An 18,296-nucleotide genomic window follows, 5' to 3' on the forward strand; every position below is an offset into this window, starting at 1 on the left:
CGCCTCGCATGGACGCCGGGTGGGATCGGCGGCTCTCCCTCGTCGTCATGGGGCCTCACTGGCGCCTCCCATGGAGGGATTGGCGGATCTGGGCCAGCCGGGGGCGGCAATGTCCAAGGCAGGCGAGGAGGGATGGCCGATGAAGATGGCCCAAGTCCGCCAATCACTGCTGTCGTGTGACGTGAGGGGCTGATGGGACGGCCTCAGCGGGCCGCCAAGCCCGCCCGGCGTCCGTGCGAGGCGCGGTGGCGCACCCGCCCACCGGCCGCATGCCGCTAAGCCGACCCGGCGTGCAGGCCACCCGCGACCGCGCCCCACCCGCAGCCCGCAGCCGCCAAACCCACCCGGCGTGCTGGCGAGGCGCGAGCGCGCACCACCCACCGGCCGCAAGACGCTGAGCCGACCCGGCGTGCAGGCGAGGCGCGACCGCGCACCCCTCCCCACGATGCGAACGCAGCCGACCCAAGGGGCCAACGGACCTCAGCCGGCCACTTTCCCCGGGCTGCCCGCTCGCTTCTCACCCGGGCTGGAGCGAGGTGTGTCAAGGGTGGCCCGGAGGGCCATCGCCGAAGGCGACGCGTAGCGCCCTTGACTCACCTCGCGGAAGCCCGACACTGACCAAAGAAGCGGGCGGCCCCACGGTCACGTTCCAGTCGGCCTCACGGAAACACCCTGGAACCCGCGGCCACCAATCCCACCCGGCCTCCACGACAATGCGAACGCAGCCGACGTCGGGGCCGGCGGGGCTGAGCCGGCCACTGTCCCCGGGCGGCCCTACGGTCACACCGCAAACTCGCACCACACGATCTTGCCTGGGTTCCGCTCCCCCACGCCCCACTTGTCCGCAAGGGCGGCGACGAGGAGCAGACCCCGGCCGTGCTCCGACTCCGGAGACGCCTCCGGGGTGCGGACTTCACCGGGGCCGCTGTCGTGCACCTCCACACGGAGGACGCCGTCTGCATGCAGGGTCAGCCGGATCAGGAAGCCACGGCCGGCGGGGACGCCATGAAGGAGGGCGTTGGTCGCCAGCTCGCTCACACAGAGCAGTACGTCCTCACCGCGACCGACAGTGGCCCAGTCCGTCAGCGTCTCGCGGGCGAACTCCCTTGCAAGCCTTACCGACCTGCGATCCCGGCCGTAGAACACCTGGCGCTACGAGTCCACTACGACAGCTTGGCGTGCGTATGGGGGAAAGGAACGGCCATGCACGTGGCAATGAGGCCCAAGGGCCGGTCTCACACAGGAACAGTTCGCGGAACTGGCCAACCTCTCCGTCGACACGGTCGGGTCGATCGAGCAAGGGAGGCTGGCTCTCCAACCGGATCGTGCCGAGCAGTTCGATGAACTCCTCGATACGGACGGGGCTGGTGGATCAGGAGCAGGAGGCAGTCGGCATCCTGTCGTACCAGACGCAGATGGTGCCGGGGCTGCTGCAGACCCGGGGCTACTGCCTCGCCGCCTTCGATTCCCGATATCCCGCGCTCGGCAGCGAGACGGCCGAGCAGTGAGTGAATGCCCGCATGGAGCGCCAGTTGATCTGGCAGCGGGACCTTCCGCCCGTCGGCCGCTTCATCATGAAGGAGAGCGTGCGCCTCCTGAATGGACTGCTAGGAGAGTCATGAACACCGCAGCAGCACTAGCATGGTTCAAGTCCAGCTACAGCAGCAACGAAGGCGGCAACTGCCTGGAAGTAGCCGCCCACCCCGCCGTCATCCACATCCGCGACTCCAAGATTCCCGCCGGTCCGGTCCTCGCCCTCTCCCCCGGTACCTGGAGTGAGTTCCTTGATGGCATCGCCCGCTGACCGGTAGGAGCCACCACGCCGCCGCCGCGGACAGTGCCGCTCCTACCGCTATCGCCGCCAGGCGGGTCGGCAGCAGGCTCTGTGCGTCCTGGCCGAAGTAGCCGAAGAGGAGTGAGAGGGCCGTGGTCATGCCGGCCGCCCAGTAGGCGTAGTTGAGCGGGCGGAGCCACAGGGCCACGGCCAGTACGGCGAACAGCACCGCCACGGCCGTGTGCCCCCGGACACCGGCGCCGGCCACGCCCGTGGCGAGCAGCGTCCCGGCGCAGGCGCCCAGGAAGCGTTCGACTCCCTTGCGCGGTACGCCGGTTCGGCCTCGGTTGCCGGCGGCGACGACGTACGCGGTGAGGACGAGCCAGGGCCAGTGGTCGCCGTAGAGCAGCCGGCCGAGCGCGAAGGCGGCGGCCACCGCGGCCGCCATCTGCAGGGCCATGCGGGTGCTGGGGCGAGGGCGCAGCCGGGACGTACGGCGGGGCGTGCCCGGGTCGGGCTCGGCCGGCCACGGGCCGTACCGGTCGGCTGCCGTCTGCACCAGCCACACGCTCGCCCACGCCAGGAGGCCGATGAGCGCCGACCATGTCCAGCTGACCAGTTCTCCCTGCGCCTCGGACGGCAGCGTGGGACCGGGGACCACCAGCAGGGCGATCAGCGGGAGCGTCATCAGCGTGCCCGCCTTCGTCGCGGCGGGGCCGTAGCGGCGGATCCAGATCGCCAGGGAGATTCCCGTGGTGAAGACGGCCGCGCCCGGCCAGTAGTGCGTGGCGATCAGTCTGGCCAGCAGGGTGCAGAGCGCCGACGCCGCCGGGATCAGGGCCAGCGCTGTGAGGCGGACCCGGGTGTCGGCCGTTCGCTGGCTCCGGGCGAGCGTCAGGGTCAGGGTCACGGCGAGGACGACCGAGTCCGTGTGCAGCCCGGCCGCACCCTCCAGCCACAGGGCGATCGCCCAGGAGAGGAGGACGGCTGTCAGCGTCAGGGCTGCTTCATACGCGTTGCGTATCAGTTTGCCGGTCACAATCCCTTGATTATGAGGGGCTTGCCAGTCAGATAGTAAGTATAGACGTAGTATCTCTTCACATGGATCACCCTTCCGAAGAAGCCGCCCGGCTCCGGCGGGCCGTCGTGCGGTTGAACCGGCGGCTGCGGCAGGAGCGCGGGGGCGGGGGTCTCAGCCCCAATCAGCTCGCGGTGCTCGGTCATCTGCACCGGGACGGGCCGGCCACGCCCGGCTCGGTCGCGGCGGCGGAGCGGCAGCGTCCGCAGTCGCTCACCCGGGTCTTCGCGGAGCTGGAGGCCGCGGGGCTGATCGCGCGGGAGGCGGGTACGGCGGACAGGCGGCAGTCGGTGCTCACGCTCACCGAGCCGGGGCGGCGGGCGCTGGAGCGGGACATGGCCGAGCGGGACGCGTGGCTGGCCGGGGCGCTCGGGACGCTCGGCAATACCGAGCGCGGGGTGCTGGCGCTGGCGGCCGAGCTGATGGAGCGGCTGGGTTCGCTGGAGACGACGGACGCCGAGGGGTGATTCAGAAGCCTCCGCCGAAGTCCCCGCCCCCGCCTCCGTCCCCTCCGAAGTCCCCGCCGCCGTCGAAGCCGCCGCCGAAGTCGCCGGGGTCGAAGTCGGTGCCGGAGACGTCGCCGCCCTCGTAGCCGCCACCGCCGAAGTCGCCGTACCCGGTGCCGTAGTCGGCGGCGTAGGCGGGGGTCGCCATCGCGCTGCCCAGCAGGGTGCCGACGAGGAGGCCGGGCAGGAGGCCGCCGCCGAAGTAGCCACCGGCCCAGGGGCCGTAGGCGGGGCCCGCGTCCCAGTAGGGGCGGCGGCCGTGGTCGGTGTCGACCTCGCGGATCACGGGGTCGCGGCCGTCGGCCAGCCGGGTGGCGTCGGCCGCGCAGACCGGGACCTCGCGCGGGGCGCCGCCGGGCGGGGTCCAGGTGGCGTCGCTGACCGAGGGGCCGTGGCGGGGGTCGAAGAAGCAGGGCGGGCGGCGTTCCGGGAGGGGGCCGCCGGTGCGCCGGGCGGCCAGTTGGGCGACGGAGAAGCGGCCGTCCTCCAGCGCCTCGGTGACCCCGCGGACGTCCTCCGGTTTTTCCGCCGCCGCCATGCGCTGCTTGGCGGTCTCGTAGGCGTCCAGGGCGCGCTCGTAGTCGGCGCGCATGGCGTCGTCGGCGCCTGGTTCCGAGGGGTGGAAGTCCAGGCGGTCGAGTTCCTCGCCGAACGCGGTGATGTCCTCGTCCACGACGACCCGCAGCCGGTCCAGGGCGGCCCGCTGCTCCTCCTCGTGGCGCTTGCGGTTGCGGCGGACCAGCGCGTACGCGCCCGCGCCGCAGGCCACCAGGACCGCGGCCGTCGTGATCAGTGCCGTGCCGGACACACCGCCGCCGTCGCCGGCCGAGCCGCCCCAGCTCTGCGGTGCGTGGCCGCCCATGGTGGCCAGGGCGCGGTCGGTGAAGTCGGTCAGCTGGGCCTTGGTGTCCTCGCCCTGGACGCTGTTGACGAGGTTCCGCCGGGCTGTGGCCGACATGACGGAGGCGTCGGCGCGGGCGTCGAAGCGGTCGCCGAGGCGGATGCCGTAGAGGCCGGTGACGCCGGTCGCCGCGCGCAGGTCGGTGAAGAGGTCCACGGTGGGGTAGCCGGCCGGGAGGACGGCGATGAACAGGGGTTTGTCCGCGTCCTTGATGTGTTCGGCGAGGGTGTCGGCGTCCGCCGCGGAGAGCTGGTCCCGGGCCGCCGGGTCGACGTAGACCGGGCCCTGGCGCAGGGCCTGGGCGATCGTGGAGACGCTGGTGTCCGCCCTTGCCCCGGGCGCGAACAGGGTCGCCAGCGCCAGGGCCAGGACGGCCAGCAGCAGTGCGGGGAGGCTTCGGGTCCGCGACACGGCCTTCATACCTCGAAACTACCCGAACCCTCCCCAAATCGGTCATTCGTCGGGCCTGCGGGGTCAGGCCGCGCGGTAGGCCTCCGTCAGCTTCTCCACCGCCTTTCCGTACCGGCCGGTCAGCAGCAGGTGGTCGGCGTCGGCGAAGGGCCTGGCCACCGACTCGGTCATACGGTCACCGGCCTTGTCCTGGACGAGCAGCCGGGCCTTGGTGACCAGCGCGCGTGCGGTCCGGTCGTCGCCGTGCCGTTCGGCCGCCGCCGCCCGGGCGCCGAGGTCGCGCAGGGTGGCGGTGCCGCCCTTCGGGGCCGGGGCGAGGGTGGTCAGGCCCCAGCCGTAGGGGAACTGCGGGTCGTACGCGGTGTCGCCGACGTTGATCGGCAGCTGGGACGCGGACCTGGGCCAGGTGACCGGGAGCTGTCCGGTGAAGGGGCGCTTGCCGTAGAGGACGTCGGCGACGCCCTCGCCCTCGGTGCCGGGCAGCCAGGAGGCGACCAGGGCGTCGATCTCGCCCAGCCGGTCGCCGATGAGCTGCGGGCGGCCGGAGACGATCAGCACCGCGCACTTCATGGCGGCGCAGACCTTGTCCACGGCGGCCTGGTCGGCGGCGGACAGCGTCAGGTCGTGGCCGTTGCCGACGTCGCCGACGCCCTCGGCGTAGGGGGTCTCGCCGACGACGACCACTCCCACGTCGTAGCCGCCGGTGGGAGCCGAGGCGTCCTTCGAGTAGGTGACGTTCCCGCCCGCCTTCCTGAGGCCCTGGAGGACGGTGGTGCCGGGGACGGTGTTGCCGGAGGCGCCCTGCCAGGTGAGGGTCCAGCCGCCGGTCTGGTTGCCGATGTCGTCGGCGTCGGACCCGGCGACGTACACCTTCTGGCTCTTCTTCAGGGGCAGCAGGCCCTGGGAGTTCTTCAGCAGGACCTGCGACTCGGCCGCGGCCTGCCGGGCGACGGCCCGGTGCTCGGGCGAGCCGATCCGGGCGGCGCCGCTCGTGTCGGCGTAGGGGTGCTCGAAGAGGCCCAGCCTGAACTTCTCGGTGAGGATGCGGGAGACGGCGTCGTCGACGCGGCCCTGGCTGATCCGGCCCGCCTTCGCCTCGTCGACGAGCGTGGCGGTGAAGTCCTTGTAGCCGTACGGCACCATCATCATGTCCAGGCCGGCGTTGACGGCGGTGCGGACGTGGGAGGCATAGTCGCCGGGGAGCTGGTCGATGGCGTTCCAGTCGCTGACGACGAAGCCGTCGAATCCCATGCGGCCCTTCAGCACGCCGTTGATCATGTCGCCGCGGGCGTGCATCTTCACGGCGCCCTTGCCGTCGCCGGCGATGTCCAGGGAGGAGTACGACGGCATCACCGTGCCGATGCCCCGGTCCACGGCCTCGCGGAACGGCGCGAGGTGGATGTCCTCCAGCTGTTCGCGGGTGACCTTGGTGACGCCCTGGTCGATGGTGTAGGTGCCGGTGGTCGAGGAGCCGTAGGCGGTGCCGCCGTCGCCCACGTAGTGCTTGGCCGTGGCGAGCACCTTGTCGTCCCGGCTCAGGTCCTTGCCGCCCGCGCGGCCCTGGAGGCCCTGGATCACGGTCTCCATGGACTCCACGAGCGCGGGATCCTCGCCGAAGGACTCGTAGGAGCGGCCCCAGCGTTCGTCGCGGCTCACGCACAGGCAGGGCGCGAAGTCCCAGGGGACGCCGGTCGCGCGGACCTCGGCGGCCGTCACCGCGCCGGTCCGGTAGGCGAGTCGGGGATCCCGGGTGGCGCCGATGCCGACGTTGTGCGGCATGACCGTGGCGCCGGAGAGGTTGTTGTGGCCGTGGACCGCGTCGACGCCGTAGACCAGCGGGATCTGGAGGCGCGTCGCCCGGGTCCGGAGCTGGAACGCGTCGATCATCTTCGCCCATGCCTCGGGCGTGTTGGGGGTGGGTGTCGAGCCGCCGCCGGAGAGCAGGGAGCCGAGGGCGTAGCCGGTGATGTCGTCCGGCCGGGTCATCGCGCCGCGTTCGGCCTGGGTCATCTGTCCGGCCTTCTCCGCCAGGGACATCCGGCCGAGCAGGTCCGCGACCCGCTTCTTGATGGGCAACTTGGCGTTCAGGTAGGGCAGTCCGTGCGCGTCGATCACGATCTGCGGGGTCTCGGCGGGGGCCTTCGCACCGGTGACGGTGAGTTTCAGGGGGATGGTCTCGGCGGATTCGGCCGGCCGGTCCCGGCGGGTGGGCACCTCGATGGTCCGGACGGCGCCGGAGGCGGTGCCGGCCGGGAAGGTGAGGGTGCCGGAGACGGGGGTGTAGTCCGTGCCGGAGGCCGCGGTGCCGTCCCCGGTGGCATAGGTGACGGTCACCGGGTCGGTGAGGGGTGCCTCGCCGGTGGTGGCCACGGTGACCTTCACCTTGGCCGTTCCGCCCTCCTCGACGGGGACGACGGGCGCGTCGGTGCTGACGGAGGCGTTCAGCGCCTGGTCGGCCGTGCCGTACAGCTCGACGTCGTCCATGGCGAAGTCGCCCTTGGCGCCGGCCGGGAGGGTGAGGGCGTAGCCCCACATCTCCTTGAGGCCGAGGACGTGGTCGATGCCGCCGACGGGCTGGTAGTCGGTGCGGTAGGCGAAGTCGGCGAAGGGAAGCTCGATCCGCTTCCAGCCGGTGAAGTCGTCGGTGAAGGAGGTGGTCCAGAGTTCGGACGCCTCGCCGTTCGCGCCGCCGTCCTTGATCTCGAAGGAGATCTTCCTGCCGTTGTTCCGGCCGTCCCACCAGAAGCGGATGCCCCGGTGCGCGGACCAGTCGTGGGCGGGCGCGGTGGCGGCGAAGTCGTGGGTGAAGCCGCCGTAGCCGCTGATGTCGTAGCTTCCGGCGAGGACTTTGCCGCCCTCGGGGGCGTCGGTGCGGTCGGCGAGGCGGAGCGTGGGCGGGTCGTCGGTGTCGCCGCCCCAGGTGAAGAGGCCCTCGGCGGGCTGGGCGGCGAACGGCACCTCGCCTTCGAAGCGGTCGACGGGGACAGGGGCCGGCTCGTCGGCGGCTCGCGCGGTCGCCGCCCAGGGCAGCAGACCGGCGAGAAGTGCGGCGGAGGCGAGCAGGGCGGTTCTTCGCATGGACCTTCCCTCGGCTCTCGTGGTTCACTCAGGGCTTAGCTCACGTCGTGAGTTAACTAGGGGCACACACCCCCGTCAAGACGACCCGTCAGCTCTGCCGATCCGAGAAGGAAGGGCGACGCACCATGAGGAGAACCCCCCGCACAGTCCGGCTGCTGCTCGCCGGGCTGCTCTCCGCCGCCGGTGTCGGCGTGGCCGTACCCCCCGCGCACGCGGCCGGTGAGCAGGTCACGGCCTGGCTCACCACCACCGACGACTCCGCCGGCCGGCACGTCGTACGCGGCCTGCAGGCCCAGACGCCGTTCGCCTTCCAGTCCGGGGCGGGCGGCAGCGGCGAGAACATCACCGTGGACGAGAACACCCGCTACCAGACCTTCACCGGCGGCGGCGCCTCCTTCACGGACACCGCGGCCTGGCTGATGAACAGCAGCGGGGCGCTGTCCCAGGCGACCCGGGACGCCACCATGCGCAAGCTGTTCTCGCCGACGGACGGCATCGGTCTGTCGTTCCTGCGCAATCCGATGGGCGCCTCCGACCTCGCCCGCTACGGCTACACGTACGACGACGTGCCGGCCGGCCAGAGCGACCCGTCCCTGGCGAAGTTCTCGATCGCGCACGACCTGGCCGATGTCGTGCCGCTCACCAGGCAGGCCCTCCAGCTGAACCCGTCCCTGACGGTCATGGCCTCGCCATGGACGGCACCGGCCTGGATGAAGGACAGCGGCTCGCTCAACGGCGGCTGGCTGAAGGCCGAGGACTACGGGGCGTACGCCTCCTACTTCGTGAAGTACCTCCAGGCGTACAAGGACCAGGGCGTGAACGTCTCGTACGTCACCGCGCAGAACGAGCCGACCTGCTGTTCCGGCTATCCGTCGATGAGCTGGAACGCGAGCGGCCTCGCGTACTTCACCAAGAGCGAGCTGCTGCCGAAGCTCCAGTCGGCGGGCCTGACCACCAAGGTGCTGGCGCACGACTGGAACTGGGACGTCTACGACTCCTACGCCGCCCGGACCGTGGACGACGCGGCCGTGCGCAACCATCCCAACTTCGGCGGGATCGCCTGGCACGGCTACGGCGGTGACATCGCCGAGCAGACGTCCGTGCACAACCAGTACCCGGCGCTGGACGCCTTCGGCACCGAGCACTCCGGCGGCACCTGGATCGCCGACCAGCAGCGCGAGGACATGTCCAACATCATCGACTACACCCGCAACTGGGCGAAGTCGGTGACCAAGTGGTCGCTGGCCGTGGACCAGAACATGGGCCCGCACAACGGCGGCTGCGGCACCTGCACCGGTCTGATCACCGTGCACAACGGGGACGGCGCGAGCGGGACGGTCGACTACACGGTCGAGTACTACACCATGGGCCACCTGACGAAGTTCGTCCGGCCGGGCGCACAGCGGATCGCCTCCACGGCGTCCACCGCGGTGCCCAACGTGGCCTGGCGCAACCCGGACGGCAGCAAGGCGCTGATCGCGTACAACGGCTCGTCGGCGGCGAAGACGGTCACCATCGACTGGGGTTCCCAGCACGCCACTTACTCGCTGCCCGGCAAGACCTCGGCCACCTTCACCTGGTCCGGCACCCAGTCCGGCGGGGGCGGGCGGACGGGCGCCTTCGTGGGGCCGGCCGGCAAGTGCCTGGACGTGGCGGGCGGTTCGAGCGCCAACGGTACGGCGGTGCAGCTCTACGACTGCAACGGCTCGCCCGCCCAGCAGTGGACCGTGCAGGCCGACGGTTCGGTCCAGGCGCTCGGCAAGTGCCTGGACGTGACGTCCGCGTCCACGGCGGACGGGGCCAAGGTGCAGCTGTACGACTGCAACGGAACCGGTGCCCAGCGGTGGTCGTACAACGCGTCCACCGGTGATGTGGTGAACACGGCGGCGGACAAGTGCCTCGACGTCACGGACAACTCGTCGGCGAACGGGGCACGGGCCCAGATCTGGTCGTGCACCGGCGCCGCCAACCAGAAGTGGACACTGCGCTAGGCGGGCGCCCGTCAGGGCCCGTACCCGGACAGGCTGCGGATCGGCCGTCCGCGGCCCATCGTGGGGGTATGACCACACCGCAGGATCTCTTCCTCGTCAGTCTGGACATCCCCCGCGAGCAGCCCGTCCAGCAGGGGGACCTGGCGCTGGCACTGGCCGGTGCCGAGCTGATCGATCTCCTCGGCGCCCGGGCGCTCACCTTGCGGGACGGGCGGATCGTGCCGGGGCCGGTGGTGACGACGGGTGACCGGCTGCTGGACGAGGCGGGAGCCGCGCTGGACCGGACGGAGCCGTACGAGACGGTCGAGGACTGGCTGTGGCGGCGCGGGCAGGGGCTGGCCACGGCCTATCGGGACGCCCTGGAGTCCGAGGGGCAGCTCACCGGGAAGCGACGGCGCCGGCTCGCGCTGCGCGACCGCGACGACCCCCAGGCCGACACGCCCGCCCGACGGCACGCGGCCGACCGCTGGTGGTCCCACGAGCCCGTCCTGGCGGGCCTCGCCTCCACCCTGGGCATCCCGGACGACCGCCCGGCCGCACCCGAGCCCGACGACGAGGCGGTCGTCACCGTGCTCGTGGCGGTCGGCGACGCCGTCACCGAACTGGAGGCCGTCCGCGAGCGGCGCCGTATCGAGAACGTGGCCTTCGACAACATCTGGCGGGCGCCCTGAGCCTCACAGGATCAGCTGGCCGACGCCCAGCAGGTTTCCCTCGCTGTCCCGGAACCACGCGCCCCACTCCCCGCGCGCGCCCTTGCTCGGGTAGTTGCCCTCGATCTCGGCGATGCCGTCCCGGGTGCGGAAACCGGGCGCGTCGACCTCCTCGAAGACCACGCCCCGGCGGCGCAGCTCCGCCACGGCCGCCCCGATGTCGTCCACCTCGAAGGCCATCTGGGTGAAGGTGCCGGGCGAGGCCCCCGTCGAGCGGAACACGACGAAGTCCACGCCCGCGCACCGGTACAGCAGTCCGCCGGGCCGTTCGTCCACCGGGTGCAGGCCCAGCTTCTCGGCGTAGAAGCGCCGGGCCCGGTCCAGGTCCCGCGCGGGCAGCCGGGTCGCGACGCGGGCCCGGGACAGCACGTCACTCGCGTGTGAGGTCATGCCTCCACTGTGGCTACTCGGCCGGCTCCACGCCCGCCCGGAGGAGACCGTACGTGTAGGCGTCCTCCAGGGCCTGCCAGGAGGCGGCGATGACGTTCTCGGCCACACCGACCGTGGACCACTCGCCGGAGCCGTCCGAGGTGGAGATCAGCACGCGGGTGGTGGAGGAGGTGCCGTGCTTGCCCTCCAGGATGCGGACCTTGTAGTCGACCAGCTCCAGCTTGGCGAGCTGCGGGTAGATCTTCTCCAGCGCCACGCGCAGGGCGCGGTCCAGGGCGTTGACGGGGCCGTTGCCCTCGGCGGTGGCGACGATCCGCTCGCTCTTGGCCCAGAGCTTGACCGTGGCCTCGTTGGCGTGGGTGCCGTCGGGCCGGTCCTCCACGATGGCCCGCCAGGACTCGACGTCGAAGTACTTCAGCGGCCGGCCCTCGACCTCGGCGCGCAGCAACAGCTCGAAGGAGGCGTCGGCGGCCTCGTACGTGTAGCCCTTCAGCTCCCGTTCCTTGACCCGCTCGACCACCCGGCCGACCAGTTCCCGGTCGCCGCCGAGGTCGATGCCCAGCTCCTTGCCCTTCAGCTCGACCGAGGCGCGGCCGGCCATGTCGGAGACCAGCATGCGCATGGTGTTGCCGACCAGCTCGGGGTCGATGTGCTGGTAGAGGTCCGGGTCGACCTTGATGGCGGAGGCGTGCAGTCCGGCCTTGTGCGCGAAGGCGGAGACGCCCACGTACGGCTGGTGCGTGGACGGCGTCAGGTTGACGACCTCGGCGATGGCGTGGGAGATGCGGGTCATCTCGCGGAGCCGGCCGTCGGGCAGCACCTTCTTGCCGTACTTCAGCTCCAGGGCCGCGACCACCGGGAACAGGTTGGCGTTGCCGACGCGCTCGCCGTAGCCGTTGGCCGTGCACTGGACGTGGGTGGCGCCCGCGTCGACGGCGGCCAGGGTGTTGGCGACCGCGCAGCCGGTGTCGTCCTGGGCGTGGATGCCGAGCCGGGCGCCGGTGTCGGCGAGGACGGTGGAGACGACGGCGTGGATCTGGGCGGGGAGCATGCCGCCGTTGGTGTCGCAGAGGATGACGACGTCGGCGCCGGCCTGGGACGCCGTACGGACGACGGCCTTGGCGTACTCGGGGTTGGCGCGGTAGCCGTCGAAGAAGTGTTCGCAGTCCACGAAGACCCGGCGGCCCTGGTCCTTCAGGTACGACACGGTGTCGCGGACCATCTCCAGGTTCTCGTCCAGGGTCGTGCGCAGCGCCAGCTCCACGTGCCGGTCGTGCGACTTGGCGACCAGGGTGATCACCGGGGCGCCGGACTCCAGCAGCGCCCTGACCTGCGGGTCATCGGCGGCTTTCGCGCCGGCGCGGCGGGTGGCGCCGAAGGCGACCAGCTGGGCGTGCCGGAAGTCGATCTCCGCCTGCGCGCGGGCGAAGAACTCGGTGTCGCGGGGGTTGGCGCCGGGCCAGCCGCCCTCGATGAAGCCGACGCCGAAGTCGTCCAGGTGCCGGGCGATGGCGAGCTTGTCCGCGACGGTGAGGTTGATGCCCTCGCGCTGCGCGCCGTCGCGCAGCGTGGTGTCGAAGACGTGGAACGAGTCGTCGAGCTCGCTGGTTGCCGTCTCGGTCATGGTCTCAAGGCTCCTGTTGTGGATCTTCGGTCTTACCGGAATGACCGGCTCCACCGTTCCTCCATGCTCCCTCGCGCTACCGCTTCCGGCTGTAGGTGGGCCGGAAAACGAAAAAACCCCTCGCGGGTGCGAGAGGTCTGCGCGCGGGTCGAGGACGACGGTGGCCACCCGCACCTGGTCGTACGAGGTGGTCACTGCGGACCGGCGCGCCTGCTGCCAATAATCATGGCGAACGAGAGCACGGGGGCAGTCTGGCACAGCCCCGCCCCCGGCTCACCGCCCGTCTCAGGATGCGGGCGTCAAACTGGACTCCCCGGTTCCCTCGGTGGCCTTCACCCGGGCCAGGTCCAGGTCCTTCGTCTCGCGCATGGTGACGTAGACCACCAGGGACACGGCGGCACAGCCCGCCACGTACCAGTAGAAGCCGGACTCGATGCCGCCGTTCTTGAACCAGAGCGCGACGTATTCCGCGGTGCCGCCGAACAGGGCGTTGGCGATGGCGTACGGCAGGGCCACGCCGAGCGCGCGGACGCCCGTCGGGAACAGCTCGGCCTTCACACAGGCGTTGATGGAGGTGTAGCCGGTGACCACGACCAGCGCGAGCAGGGCGAGACCGAGGGCGGGCCAGTAGCCGTCCGCGTGCTTGAGGAGCGTCATGACCGGGACGGTGAGGAAGGTGGAGCCGACCGCGAAGGTGATGAGCAGCGGGCGGCGGCCGATGCGGTCGGAGAGGGCGCCCGCGAGCGGCTGGAGGCAGGCGAAGACGATCAGCGCGGTGAAGGAGACCAGGGTCGCGGTCTCCTTGGACAGCCCCGCCGAGTTGGAGAGGTACTTCGTCAGATAGGTGGTGTACGTGTAGTAGGCCACCGTGCCGCCCATGGTGAGGGCGATGACCAGGAACGCCTCCCGCCGGTGCTGCCACAGGGCGCGCAGGGTGCCGCGCTCCTCGGCGTGCGAGGTGTCCTCCGCGTACACCTCGGTCTCCAGCATGTTCCGGCGCAGATAGAAGATGACGGCGGCGCCGAGGGCGCCCACGACGAACGGGATGCGCCAGCCGTAGCTGTGCAGCGCGCTGTCGGACATGGTCCGCTGCAGGATGATCAGCAGGCCGAGGCCGACGATCTGGCCGGCGGTCATGGACACGTACTGGAAGCTGGAGGCGAAGCCGCGCTTCGCCGGGTCGGATGCCTCGGTGAGATAGGTGGCGCTGGCCGCGTACTCGCCGCCCACCGACAGGCCCTGGAGCAGCCGGGCGACGAGCAGGACGACCGCGCCGCCGTAGCCGGCGACCGCGTAGGTGGGGGCGGCGGCGATGAGGACGGCCGACGCCGACATGAGTGTGACGGTCAGGGTGAGCGCCGCCTTGCGGCCCTTGCGGTCGCCGACCCTGCCCAGCAGCCAGCCGCCCACGGGCCGCATGAAGAAGCCGACGGCGAAGATGCCGGCGGTGTTCATCAGCTGGGCGGTGGGGTTGCCGCTCGGGAAGAACGCGCCGGCGAAGTAGGTGGCGAAGCTCGCGTACACGAACCAGTCGAACCACTCGACCATGTTCCCGGCCGAGCCGACCCAGATCTTCTTCCAGTGTTGACGTCCCATGGGCCGTTACCTGCCCGGTGGCGGAGCGAACGATTCCTGCAGCGCCTTATGCGACCAGCAACGCATCCCCGATGAACTCCCGCACATGCTGGAGCACTTGGTCCCGGTCCGTGCCGCGCAAGCCGATGGCCACGTGGATGGAGAACCCGTCGAGCAGCGCACGCAATCTCGCCGCGAAGCGGTCCGCGTCGACCGGCCGGAACTCCCCCCGCGACACGCCCTCGGCGATCAGCGCGACCAGGTCCCGGTGCCACGCCCCCTCGATCGCCGCCTGCCGGGCGCGGGCGTCGTCGTCGGCGTTCTGCGAGCGGTTCCAGACCTCCAGCCACAGCGTCCAGTGCGGGTCGCGGTGCCCGTCGGGTACGTACAGGTCGACGTAGTCGGACAGCCGCTCGCGGGCGGTTCCCGGCGCCGCGAGAAGCCGGCCCCGCTCCGCGCCCAGCCGGCCCTCGCTCCACTCCAGGGTCTGGAGCAGCAGCTCGTCCTTGGAGTGGAAGTAGTACAGGAGATGGCCGCTGCTCATGCCGACCTCGCGGCCGAGCCCCGCCATGGTGAGCTTCTCCAGACCGCGTGCGGCGATCATGTCCATGGCGGCGACGAGGACCTCCTCGCGCGGCGGCGCGTTCCTGCGCGCACGGGCCGCACCGGCCATCTGCTGCTCCTGTACGTGTCAGACCTTCGGCTGCTGTTGCGTGATGCAGTGGATACCGCCTCCGCCTGCGAAGATCGTACGCGCGTCCACCAGGGTCACGGTCCGCTCCGGGAACAGCCGGCGGAAGATGCCCGCGGCGATCTCGTCGCGCGGGTCGTCGAAGCCGCACAGCACGACCCCGCCGTTGCAGAGGTAGTGGTTGATGTAGGAGTAGTCGGCCCAGTGGCCGTCGGCCTCCAGGACGGTCGGGGCGGGCACGTCCACGACCTCCAGGCCGCGGCCTCGCGCGTCGGTCGCCGACTTCAGGAGGCCGATGACCTCCTTGGTGACCTCGTGGTCGGGGTGGGCCGGGTCCGGCTGGTGGTGGGCGACGACCACGCCGGGGCGGGCGAAGGCGGCGACGATGTCGACGTGGCCGAGGGTGCCGAAGCCGTAGGGAGGGTAGTCGCCGGTGAGGCCGCGCGGCAGCCAGATCGCCTTGCTGGTGCCGAGGTGGGCGTGGATCTCGGCCTCGACCTCCGCCTTGGACCAGTGCGGGTTGCGCTCGGGGCCGAGCTGCACGGTCTCGGTGAGCAGGACGGTGCCCTCGCCGTCGACGTGGATCGCGCCGCCCTCGTTGACCAGCTTCGAGGCGTACGTCTTCGCGCCCGCGAGGTCGGACACGTAAGCGCCGATCTTGGAGTCGTGCTCCCAGCGGGCCCAGTCCTGGGCGCCCCAGCCGTTGAACGTCCAGTCGACGGCGGCCAGGGCGCCCTTGCCGTCGGTGAGGAAGGTGGGGCCGATGTCCCGCATCCAGGCGTCGTCCAGCTCGCGCTCGACGGTGTCGATGCCGGGGCCGAGGAGCGCCTGGGCCTCGGCGGACTGGCCGGGACCGCACACGACCGTCACCGGTTCGAAGCGGCGGATCGCGCGGGCGACCGAGGCCCAGGCGACACGGGAGAGGCGGAGGTCGTCCGGGTCCTCGAAGGTGGGGTTGGGGCTGGGCCAGGCCATCCAGGTCCGCTCGTGCGGGGTCCACTCGGCGGGCATGCGGAAGCCGTCGGCGGCGGGCGTGGTCATGTCGCGGGTCCTTAGAGGAAGTAGAGGCGGTTGAGGGAGACGGACTCGGCGGGCTCCGAGCGCAGCGGTTCGCCGTCGAGGGTGACCAGACCGCTGCGCCGGTCGACGTCGACCGCTCCGATCCGGGCGTTCAGCCGCAGGTCGGCCGGGCCGATGCCGCGGGTGCCGCGTACGGCGACCCTGCGGCGCCGGGTGGGCATCCGGTCGCCCCCCTGGTCCAGGGCGGCCTGGGCGACGAACGCGACCGAGATGTCGGCGGGCGTGGCGCCGTGCGCGCCGAACTGCGGTCCCAGCACGAGGGGTTCGCAGGTGTCCGTGGCCGCGTTGGGGTCGCCGGTCACGCCGTACGCCGGGAAGCCGGCCTTGAGGACGAGCTGCGGCTTGGCGCCGAAGTACTCCGGGCGCCACAGCACGATGTCGGCGAGCTTGCCGGCCTCGATCGAGCCGACCTCGTGCGCGAGTCCGTGCGCGATGGCGGGGTTGATGGTCAGCTTGGCCATGTAGCGCAGGACGCGGGCGTTGTCGTCGCCCTCGCCGTCGCCGTCCAGCGGGCCCAGCTCGGCCTTCATCTTGCCGGCCATGGCGAACGTACGGCGGACCGTCTCGCCGGCCCGGCCCATGCCCTGGGCGTCGGACGAGGTGATGCCGATCGCGCCCAGGTCGTGCAGCACGTCCTCGGCGCCCATGGTGCCGGCCCGGATCCGGTCGCGGGCCATGGCCGCGTCGCCGGGCAGGTCGGTCTTCAGGTCGTGGACGGAGACGATCATGCCGTAGTGCTCGGCGACCGCGTCCCGGCCGAAGGGCAGGGTGGGGTTGGTGGAGGAGCCGATGACGTTCGGGACGCCGGCCATCTTCAGCACGTTGGGCACGTGTCCGCCGCCGCAGCCCTCGATGTGGAAGGCGTGGATGGTGCGGCCCTCCAGCACCTTCAGGGTGTCCTCGACGGACAGGCACTCGTTCAGGCCGTCGCTGTGCAGGGCTACCTGGACGTCGTGCTCCTCGGCGACCCTGAGCGCGGTGTCCAGCGCGCGGGTGTGGGCGCCCATGTCCTCGTGCACCTTGAAGCCGGAGGCGCCGCCCTCGGCGAGGGCCTCGATGAGCGGGGCGCCGTGCGAGGACGAGCCGCGGCCCAGGAAGCCGATGTTGACCGGCCAGGCGTCGAAGGCGTTGAAGGCGTGGCGCAGCGCCCAGGGCGAGTTGACGCCGACGCCCCACACCGGGCCGAACTCCTGCCCGATGACGGTGGTCACGCCGGAGGCGAGGGACGCCTCCATGATGCGCGGCGACAGCAGGTGGACGTGGGTGTCCACTGCGCCGGCGGTGGCGATGAGCCCCTCGCCGGAGACGATCGAGGTACCCGTGCCGACGACGACGTCCACGCCGTCGAGGGTGTCCGGGTTGCCGGCCCGCCCGATGGCGCTGATGCGGCCTTCCCGGATGCCGATGGAGACCTTCCTGATCCCCTGCACCGCGTCGATCACGAGAACGTTGCTGATCACGACGTCACAGGTCTCGCGGACGGCGGCGGCCTTCAGGTGCAGTCCGTCGCGGGCGGTCTTGCCGAATCCGGCCAGGAACTCGTCGCCGTACTTCTGGGCGTCGGACTCGACGCGGACGGTCAGCCCGGAGTCGCCGAGGCGGACGCGGTCGCCGGCGCGGGGGCCGTGGGTGGCGGCGTACTCGTAGGGGGTGAGACGGCGGGCTTCGGCGGGGTGCCCTCCGGGTCGGCTCATCGGTTGACCTCCTCGCTGGGGACTCCCAGGTATCCGCAGGCCGCTGCCCTGCGCAGCGCCTCTTCCCTGGCTCCGGGCGCGTCCAGCGGCCCGTCGACCAGGCCGGCGAAACCGATCGCGATCCGGTCGCCGCCGATCGGGACCAGTCCGACCTCGGCGCTCTCCTGCGGCCCGAACCGCACGGAGGACCCGGCGGGCACGGCGAGCCGCATGCCGTAGGCCCGCTCGCGTACGAAGTCCAGCCGCGGGTTGGCCTCGAAGAAGTGGAAGTGGGAGGTGACGGAGACCGGCACGGTCGCGGTGTTGGTGACCGTGAGCCGGAGCGCCGGCTCGGGCTCGGGGTGCTCAGGGCCCGGCAGCAGTGCGCCGGGGCCCTCCGCGCCCGAGCCGGCGCCGATCGGGTCGGAGACGACCGCGAGCCGGGAGCCGTCGTCGAAGACGGCCTCGACCATCACCTCGGTGACGACGTCGGCGACGCCCGGCAGCACGTCCTCGGGACCGAGCACGGACCGGGCCGCCTCGATGGCCTCGGCGAGCCGCCTGCCGTCCCGTGCGGCCTCGCAGACGGTGTCCGCGATCAGCGCGGTGGCCTCCGGCACGTTCAGCCTCAGGCCGCGGGCCCGGCGGGCCCGGGCCAGCTCGGCGGCTCCGAAGAGCAGCAGCCGGTCACGTTCCGTGGGGGTCAGTCTCACGACGCGGCACCTCCTTGCCTTCCACACGTTAGAGCATCACTCTAAACACAGAATTCATGAAACAGAAGCATTGACCGGGGGCAAAGCTTCGCGTCACATTG

Annotated in this window: 14 protein-coding genes and 3 pseudogenes; 6 read left to right on the forward strand and 11 right to left on the reverse strand. The window is 71.5% G+C overall.

Going from position 1 to position 18,296, the window contains the following annotated elements:
- Positions 1-780: 780 nt before the first annotated feature.
- A complete protein-coding gene (locus tag ABZ937_RS22680; RefSeq protein WP_361694549.1) occupies positions 781-1,146 on the reverse strand; it encodes an ATP-binding protein in 366 nt (121 codons plus the stop codon).
- A 112-nt stretch (positions 1,147-1,258) separates the two neighbouring features.
- Here ABZ937_RS22680 and ABZ937_RS22685 point away from each other — a divergent pair.
- From ABZ937_RS22685 to ABZ937_RS22695, 3 genes and pseudogenes are all read left to right on the forward strand, one after another.
- A pseudogene (locus ABZ937_RS22685) lies at positions 1,259-1,306 on the forward strand (hypothetical protein); the annotation flags it as partial.
- Between the two features lie 34 nt (positions 1,307-1,340).
- Positions 1,341-1,508: a Scr1 family TA system antitoxin-like transcriptional regulator gene (locus ABZ937_RS22690; RefSeq protein ID WP_361694551.1), complete on the forward strand. Its 168-nt coding sequence runs from the start codon at positions 1,341-1,343 to the stop codon at positions 1,506-1,508.
- Positions 1,509-1,696: 188 nt separating this feature from the next.
- Positions 1,697-1,804 (forward strand): annotated as a pseudogene (locus ABZ937_RS22695) (DUF397 domain-containing protein); the annotation flags it as partial.
- 37 nt (positions 1,805-1,841) lie between these two features.
- Here the strand turns inward: ABZ937_RS22695 and ABZ937_RS22700 are convergent.
- Positions 1,842-2,462, reverse strand: a pseudogene (locus ABZ937_RS22700) (FUSC family protein); the annotation flags it as partial.
- 413 nt (positions 2,463-2,875) lie between these two features.
- Between ABZ937_RS22700 and ABZ937_RS22705 the strand changes: the two are divergent.
- Complete coding sequence (locus tag ABZ937_RS22705; RefSeq protein ID WP_361694553.1) at positions 2,876-3,319, forward strand: MarR family transcriptional regulator; 444 nt, start codon at positions 2,876-2,878, stop codon at positions 3,317-3,319.
- Position 3,320: 1 nt separating this feature from the next.
- On the opposite strand, the gene ABZ937_RS22710 is transcribed toward ABZ937_RS22705, so the two are convergent.
- Positions 3,321-4,679: a hypothetical protein gene (locus ABZ937_RS22710; protein WP_361694554.1), complete on the reverse strand. Its 1,359-nt coding sequence runs from the start codon at positions 4,677-4,679 to the stop codon at positions 3,321-3,323.
- Between the two features lie 54 nt (positions 4,680-4,733).
- Positions 4,734-7,748, reverse strand: a complete 3,015-nt coding sequence (locus tag ABZ937_RS22715) for a glycoside hydrolase family 3 N-terminal domain-containing protein (protein ID WP_361694556.1) — start codon at positions 7,746-7,748, stop codon at positions 4,734-4,736.
- Between the two features lie 125 nt (positions 7,749-7,873).
- On the opposite strand from ABZ937_RS22715, the gene ABZ937_RS22720 reads away from it, so the two are divergent.
- Together ABZ937_RS22720 and ABZ937_RS22725 are read left to right on the forward strand one after the other, a co-directional pair.
- On the forward strand, positions 7,874-9,739 hold the full coding sequence (locus ABZ937_RS22720) for a ricin-type beta-trefoil lectin domain protein (RefSeq protein WP_361694558.1): 1,866 nt from the start codon (positions 7,874-7,876) through the stop codon (positions 9,737-9,739).
- A gap of 68 nt (positions 9,740-9,807) precedes the next feature.
- Positions 9,808-10,410 (forward strand): GPP34 family phosphoprotein, encoded by a 603-nt coding sequence (locus ABZ937_RS22725; protein WP_361694561.1) that lies wholly within the window; start codon positions 9,808-9,810, stop codon positions 10,408-10,410.
- 3 nt (positions 10,411-10,413) lie between these two features.
- Here the strand turns inward: ABZ937_RS22725 and ABZ937_RS22730 are convergent, their stop codons facing one another.
- From ABZ937_RS22730 to ureA, 7 genes are all read right to left on the reverse strand, one after another.
- The gene (locus tag ABZ937_RS22730) at positions 10,414-10,839 is read right to left on the reverse strand and encodes a VOC family protein (RefSeq protein ID WP_361694563.1); all 426 of its coding nucleotides are present in this window, start codon (positions 10,837-10,839) and stop codon (positions 10,414-10,416) included.
- 13 nt (positions 10,840-10,852) lie between these two features.
- Entirely contained in the window at positions 10,853-12,463 is a 1,611-nt protein-coding gene (cimA, locus tag ABZ937_RS22735) for a citramalate synthase (RefSeq protein WP_361694565.1), read from the reverse strand.
- Positions 12,464-12,748: 285 nt separating this feature from the next.
- Positions 12,749-14,059 (reverse strand): MFS transporter, encoded by a 1,311-nt coding sequence (locus tag ABZ937_RS22740; protein ID WP_361694567.1) that lies wholly within the window; start codon positions 14,057-14,059, stop codon positions 12,749-12,751.
- Between the two features lie 46 nt (positions 14,060-14,105).
- Positions 14,106-14,711, reverse strand: coding sequence for a TetR/AcrR family transcriptional regulator (locus tag ABZ937_RS22745; protein ID WP_361694569.1), 606 nt, complete (start codon positions 14,709-14,711; stop codon positions 14,106-14,108).
- 18 nt (positions 14,712-14,729) lie between these two features.
- Positions 14,730-15,770, reverse strand: coding sequence for an agmatine deiminase family protein (locus tag ABZ937_RS22750; protein WP_361694571.1), 1,041 nt, complete (start codon positions 15,768-15,770; stop codon positions 14,730-14,732).
- 11 nt (positions 15,771-15,781) lie between these two features.
- The gene (locus ABZ937_RS22755) at positions 15,782-17,503 is read right to left on the reverse strand and encodes an urease subunit alpha (RefSeq protein WP_361694573.1); all 1,722 of its coding nucleotides are present in this window, start codon (positions 17,501-17,503) and stop codon (positions 15,782-15,784) included.
- Complete coding sequence (ureA, locus tag ABZ937_RS22760) at positions 17,500-18,195, reverse strand: urease subunit gamma (protein WP_361694575.1); 696 nt, start codon at positions 18,193-18,195, stop codon at positions 17,500-17,502. The genes ABZ937_RS22755 and ureA overlap by 4 nt, the downstream gene beginning before the upstream one ends.
- Between the last annotated feature and the right edge of the window lie 101 nt (positions 18,196-18,296).

The organism is Streptomyces sp. NPDC046727, assembly GCF_040645635.1.
In the GTDB taxonomy this organism is placed as follows: domain Bacteria; phylum Actinomycetota; class Actinomycetes; order Streptomycetales; family Streptomycetaceae; genus Streptomyces.

What these genes read in the sequence shown, in the direction of transcription:
- ABZ937_RS22715 (WP_361694556.1), bottom strand. Translation starts at nt 7,748, where the DNA reads ATGCGAAGAACCGCCCTGCTCGCCTCCGCCGCACTTCTCGCCGGTCTG.
- ABZ937_RS22730 (WP_361694563.1), bottom strand. Translation starts at nt 10,839, where the DNA reads ATGACCTCACACGCGAGTGACGTGCTGTCCCGGGCCCGCGTCGCGACC.
- ABZ937_RS22745 (WP_361694569.1), bottom strand. Translation starts at nt 14,711, where the DNA reads ATGGCCGGTGCGGCCCGTGCGCGCAGGAACGCGCCGCCGCGCGAGGAG.
- ABZ937_RS22750 (WP_361694571.1), bottom strand. Translation starts at nt 15,770, where the DNA reads ATGACCACGCCCGCCGCCGACGGCTTCCGCATGCCCGCCGAGTGGACC.
- ABZ937_RS22720 (WP_361694558.1), top strand. Translation starts at nt 7,874, where the DNA reads ATGAGGAGAACCCCCCGCACAGTCCGGCTGCTGCTCGCCGGGCTGCTC.
- ABZ937_RS22710 (WP_361694554.1), bottom strand. Translation starts at nt 4,679, where the DNA reads ATGAAGGCCGTGTCGCGGACCCGAAGCCTCCCCGCACTGCTGCTGGCC.
- ABZ937_RS22690 (WP_361694551.1), top strand. Translation starts at nt 1,341, where the DNA reads ATGAACTCCTCGATACGGACGGGGCTGGTGGATCAGGAGCAGGAGGCA.
- ABZ937_RS22725 (WP_361694561.1), top strand. Translation starts at nt 9,808, where the DNA reads ATGACCACACCGCAGGATCTCTTCCTCGTCAGTCTGGACATCCCCCGC.
- cimA (WP_361694565.1), bottom strand. Translation starts at nt 12,463, where the DNA reads ATGACCGAGACGGCAACCAGCGAGCTCGACGACTCGTTCCACGTCTTC.
- ABZ937_RS22755 (WP_361694573.1), bottom strand. Translation starts at nt 17,503, where the DNA reads ATGAGCCGACCCGGAGGGCACCCCGCCGAAGCCCGCCGTCTCACCCCC.
- ABZ937_RS22705 (WP_361694553.1), top strand. Translation starts at nt 2,876, where the DNA reads ATGGATCACCCTTCCGAAGAAGCCGCCCGGCTCCGGCGGGCCGTCGTG.
- ABZ937_RS22740 (WP_361694567.1), bottom strand. Translation starts at nt 14,059, where the DNA reads ATGGGACGTCAACACTGGAAGAAGATCTGGGTCGGCTCGGCCGGGAAC.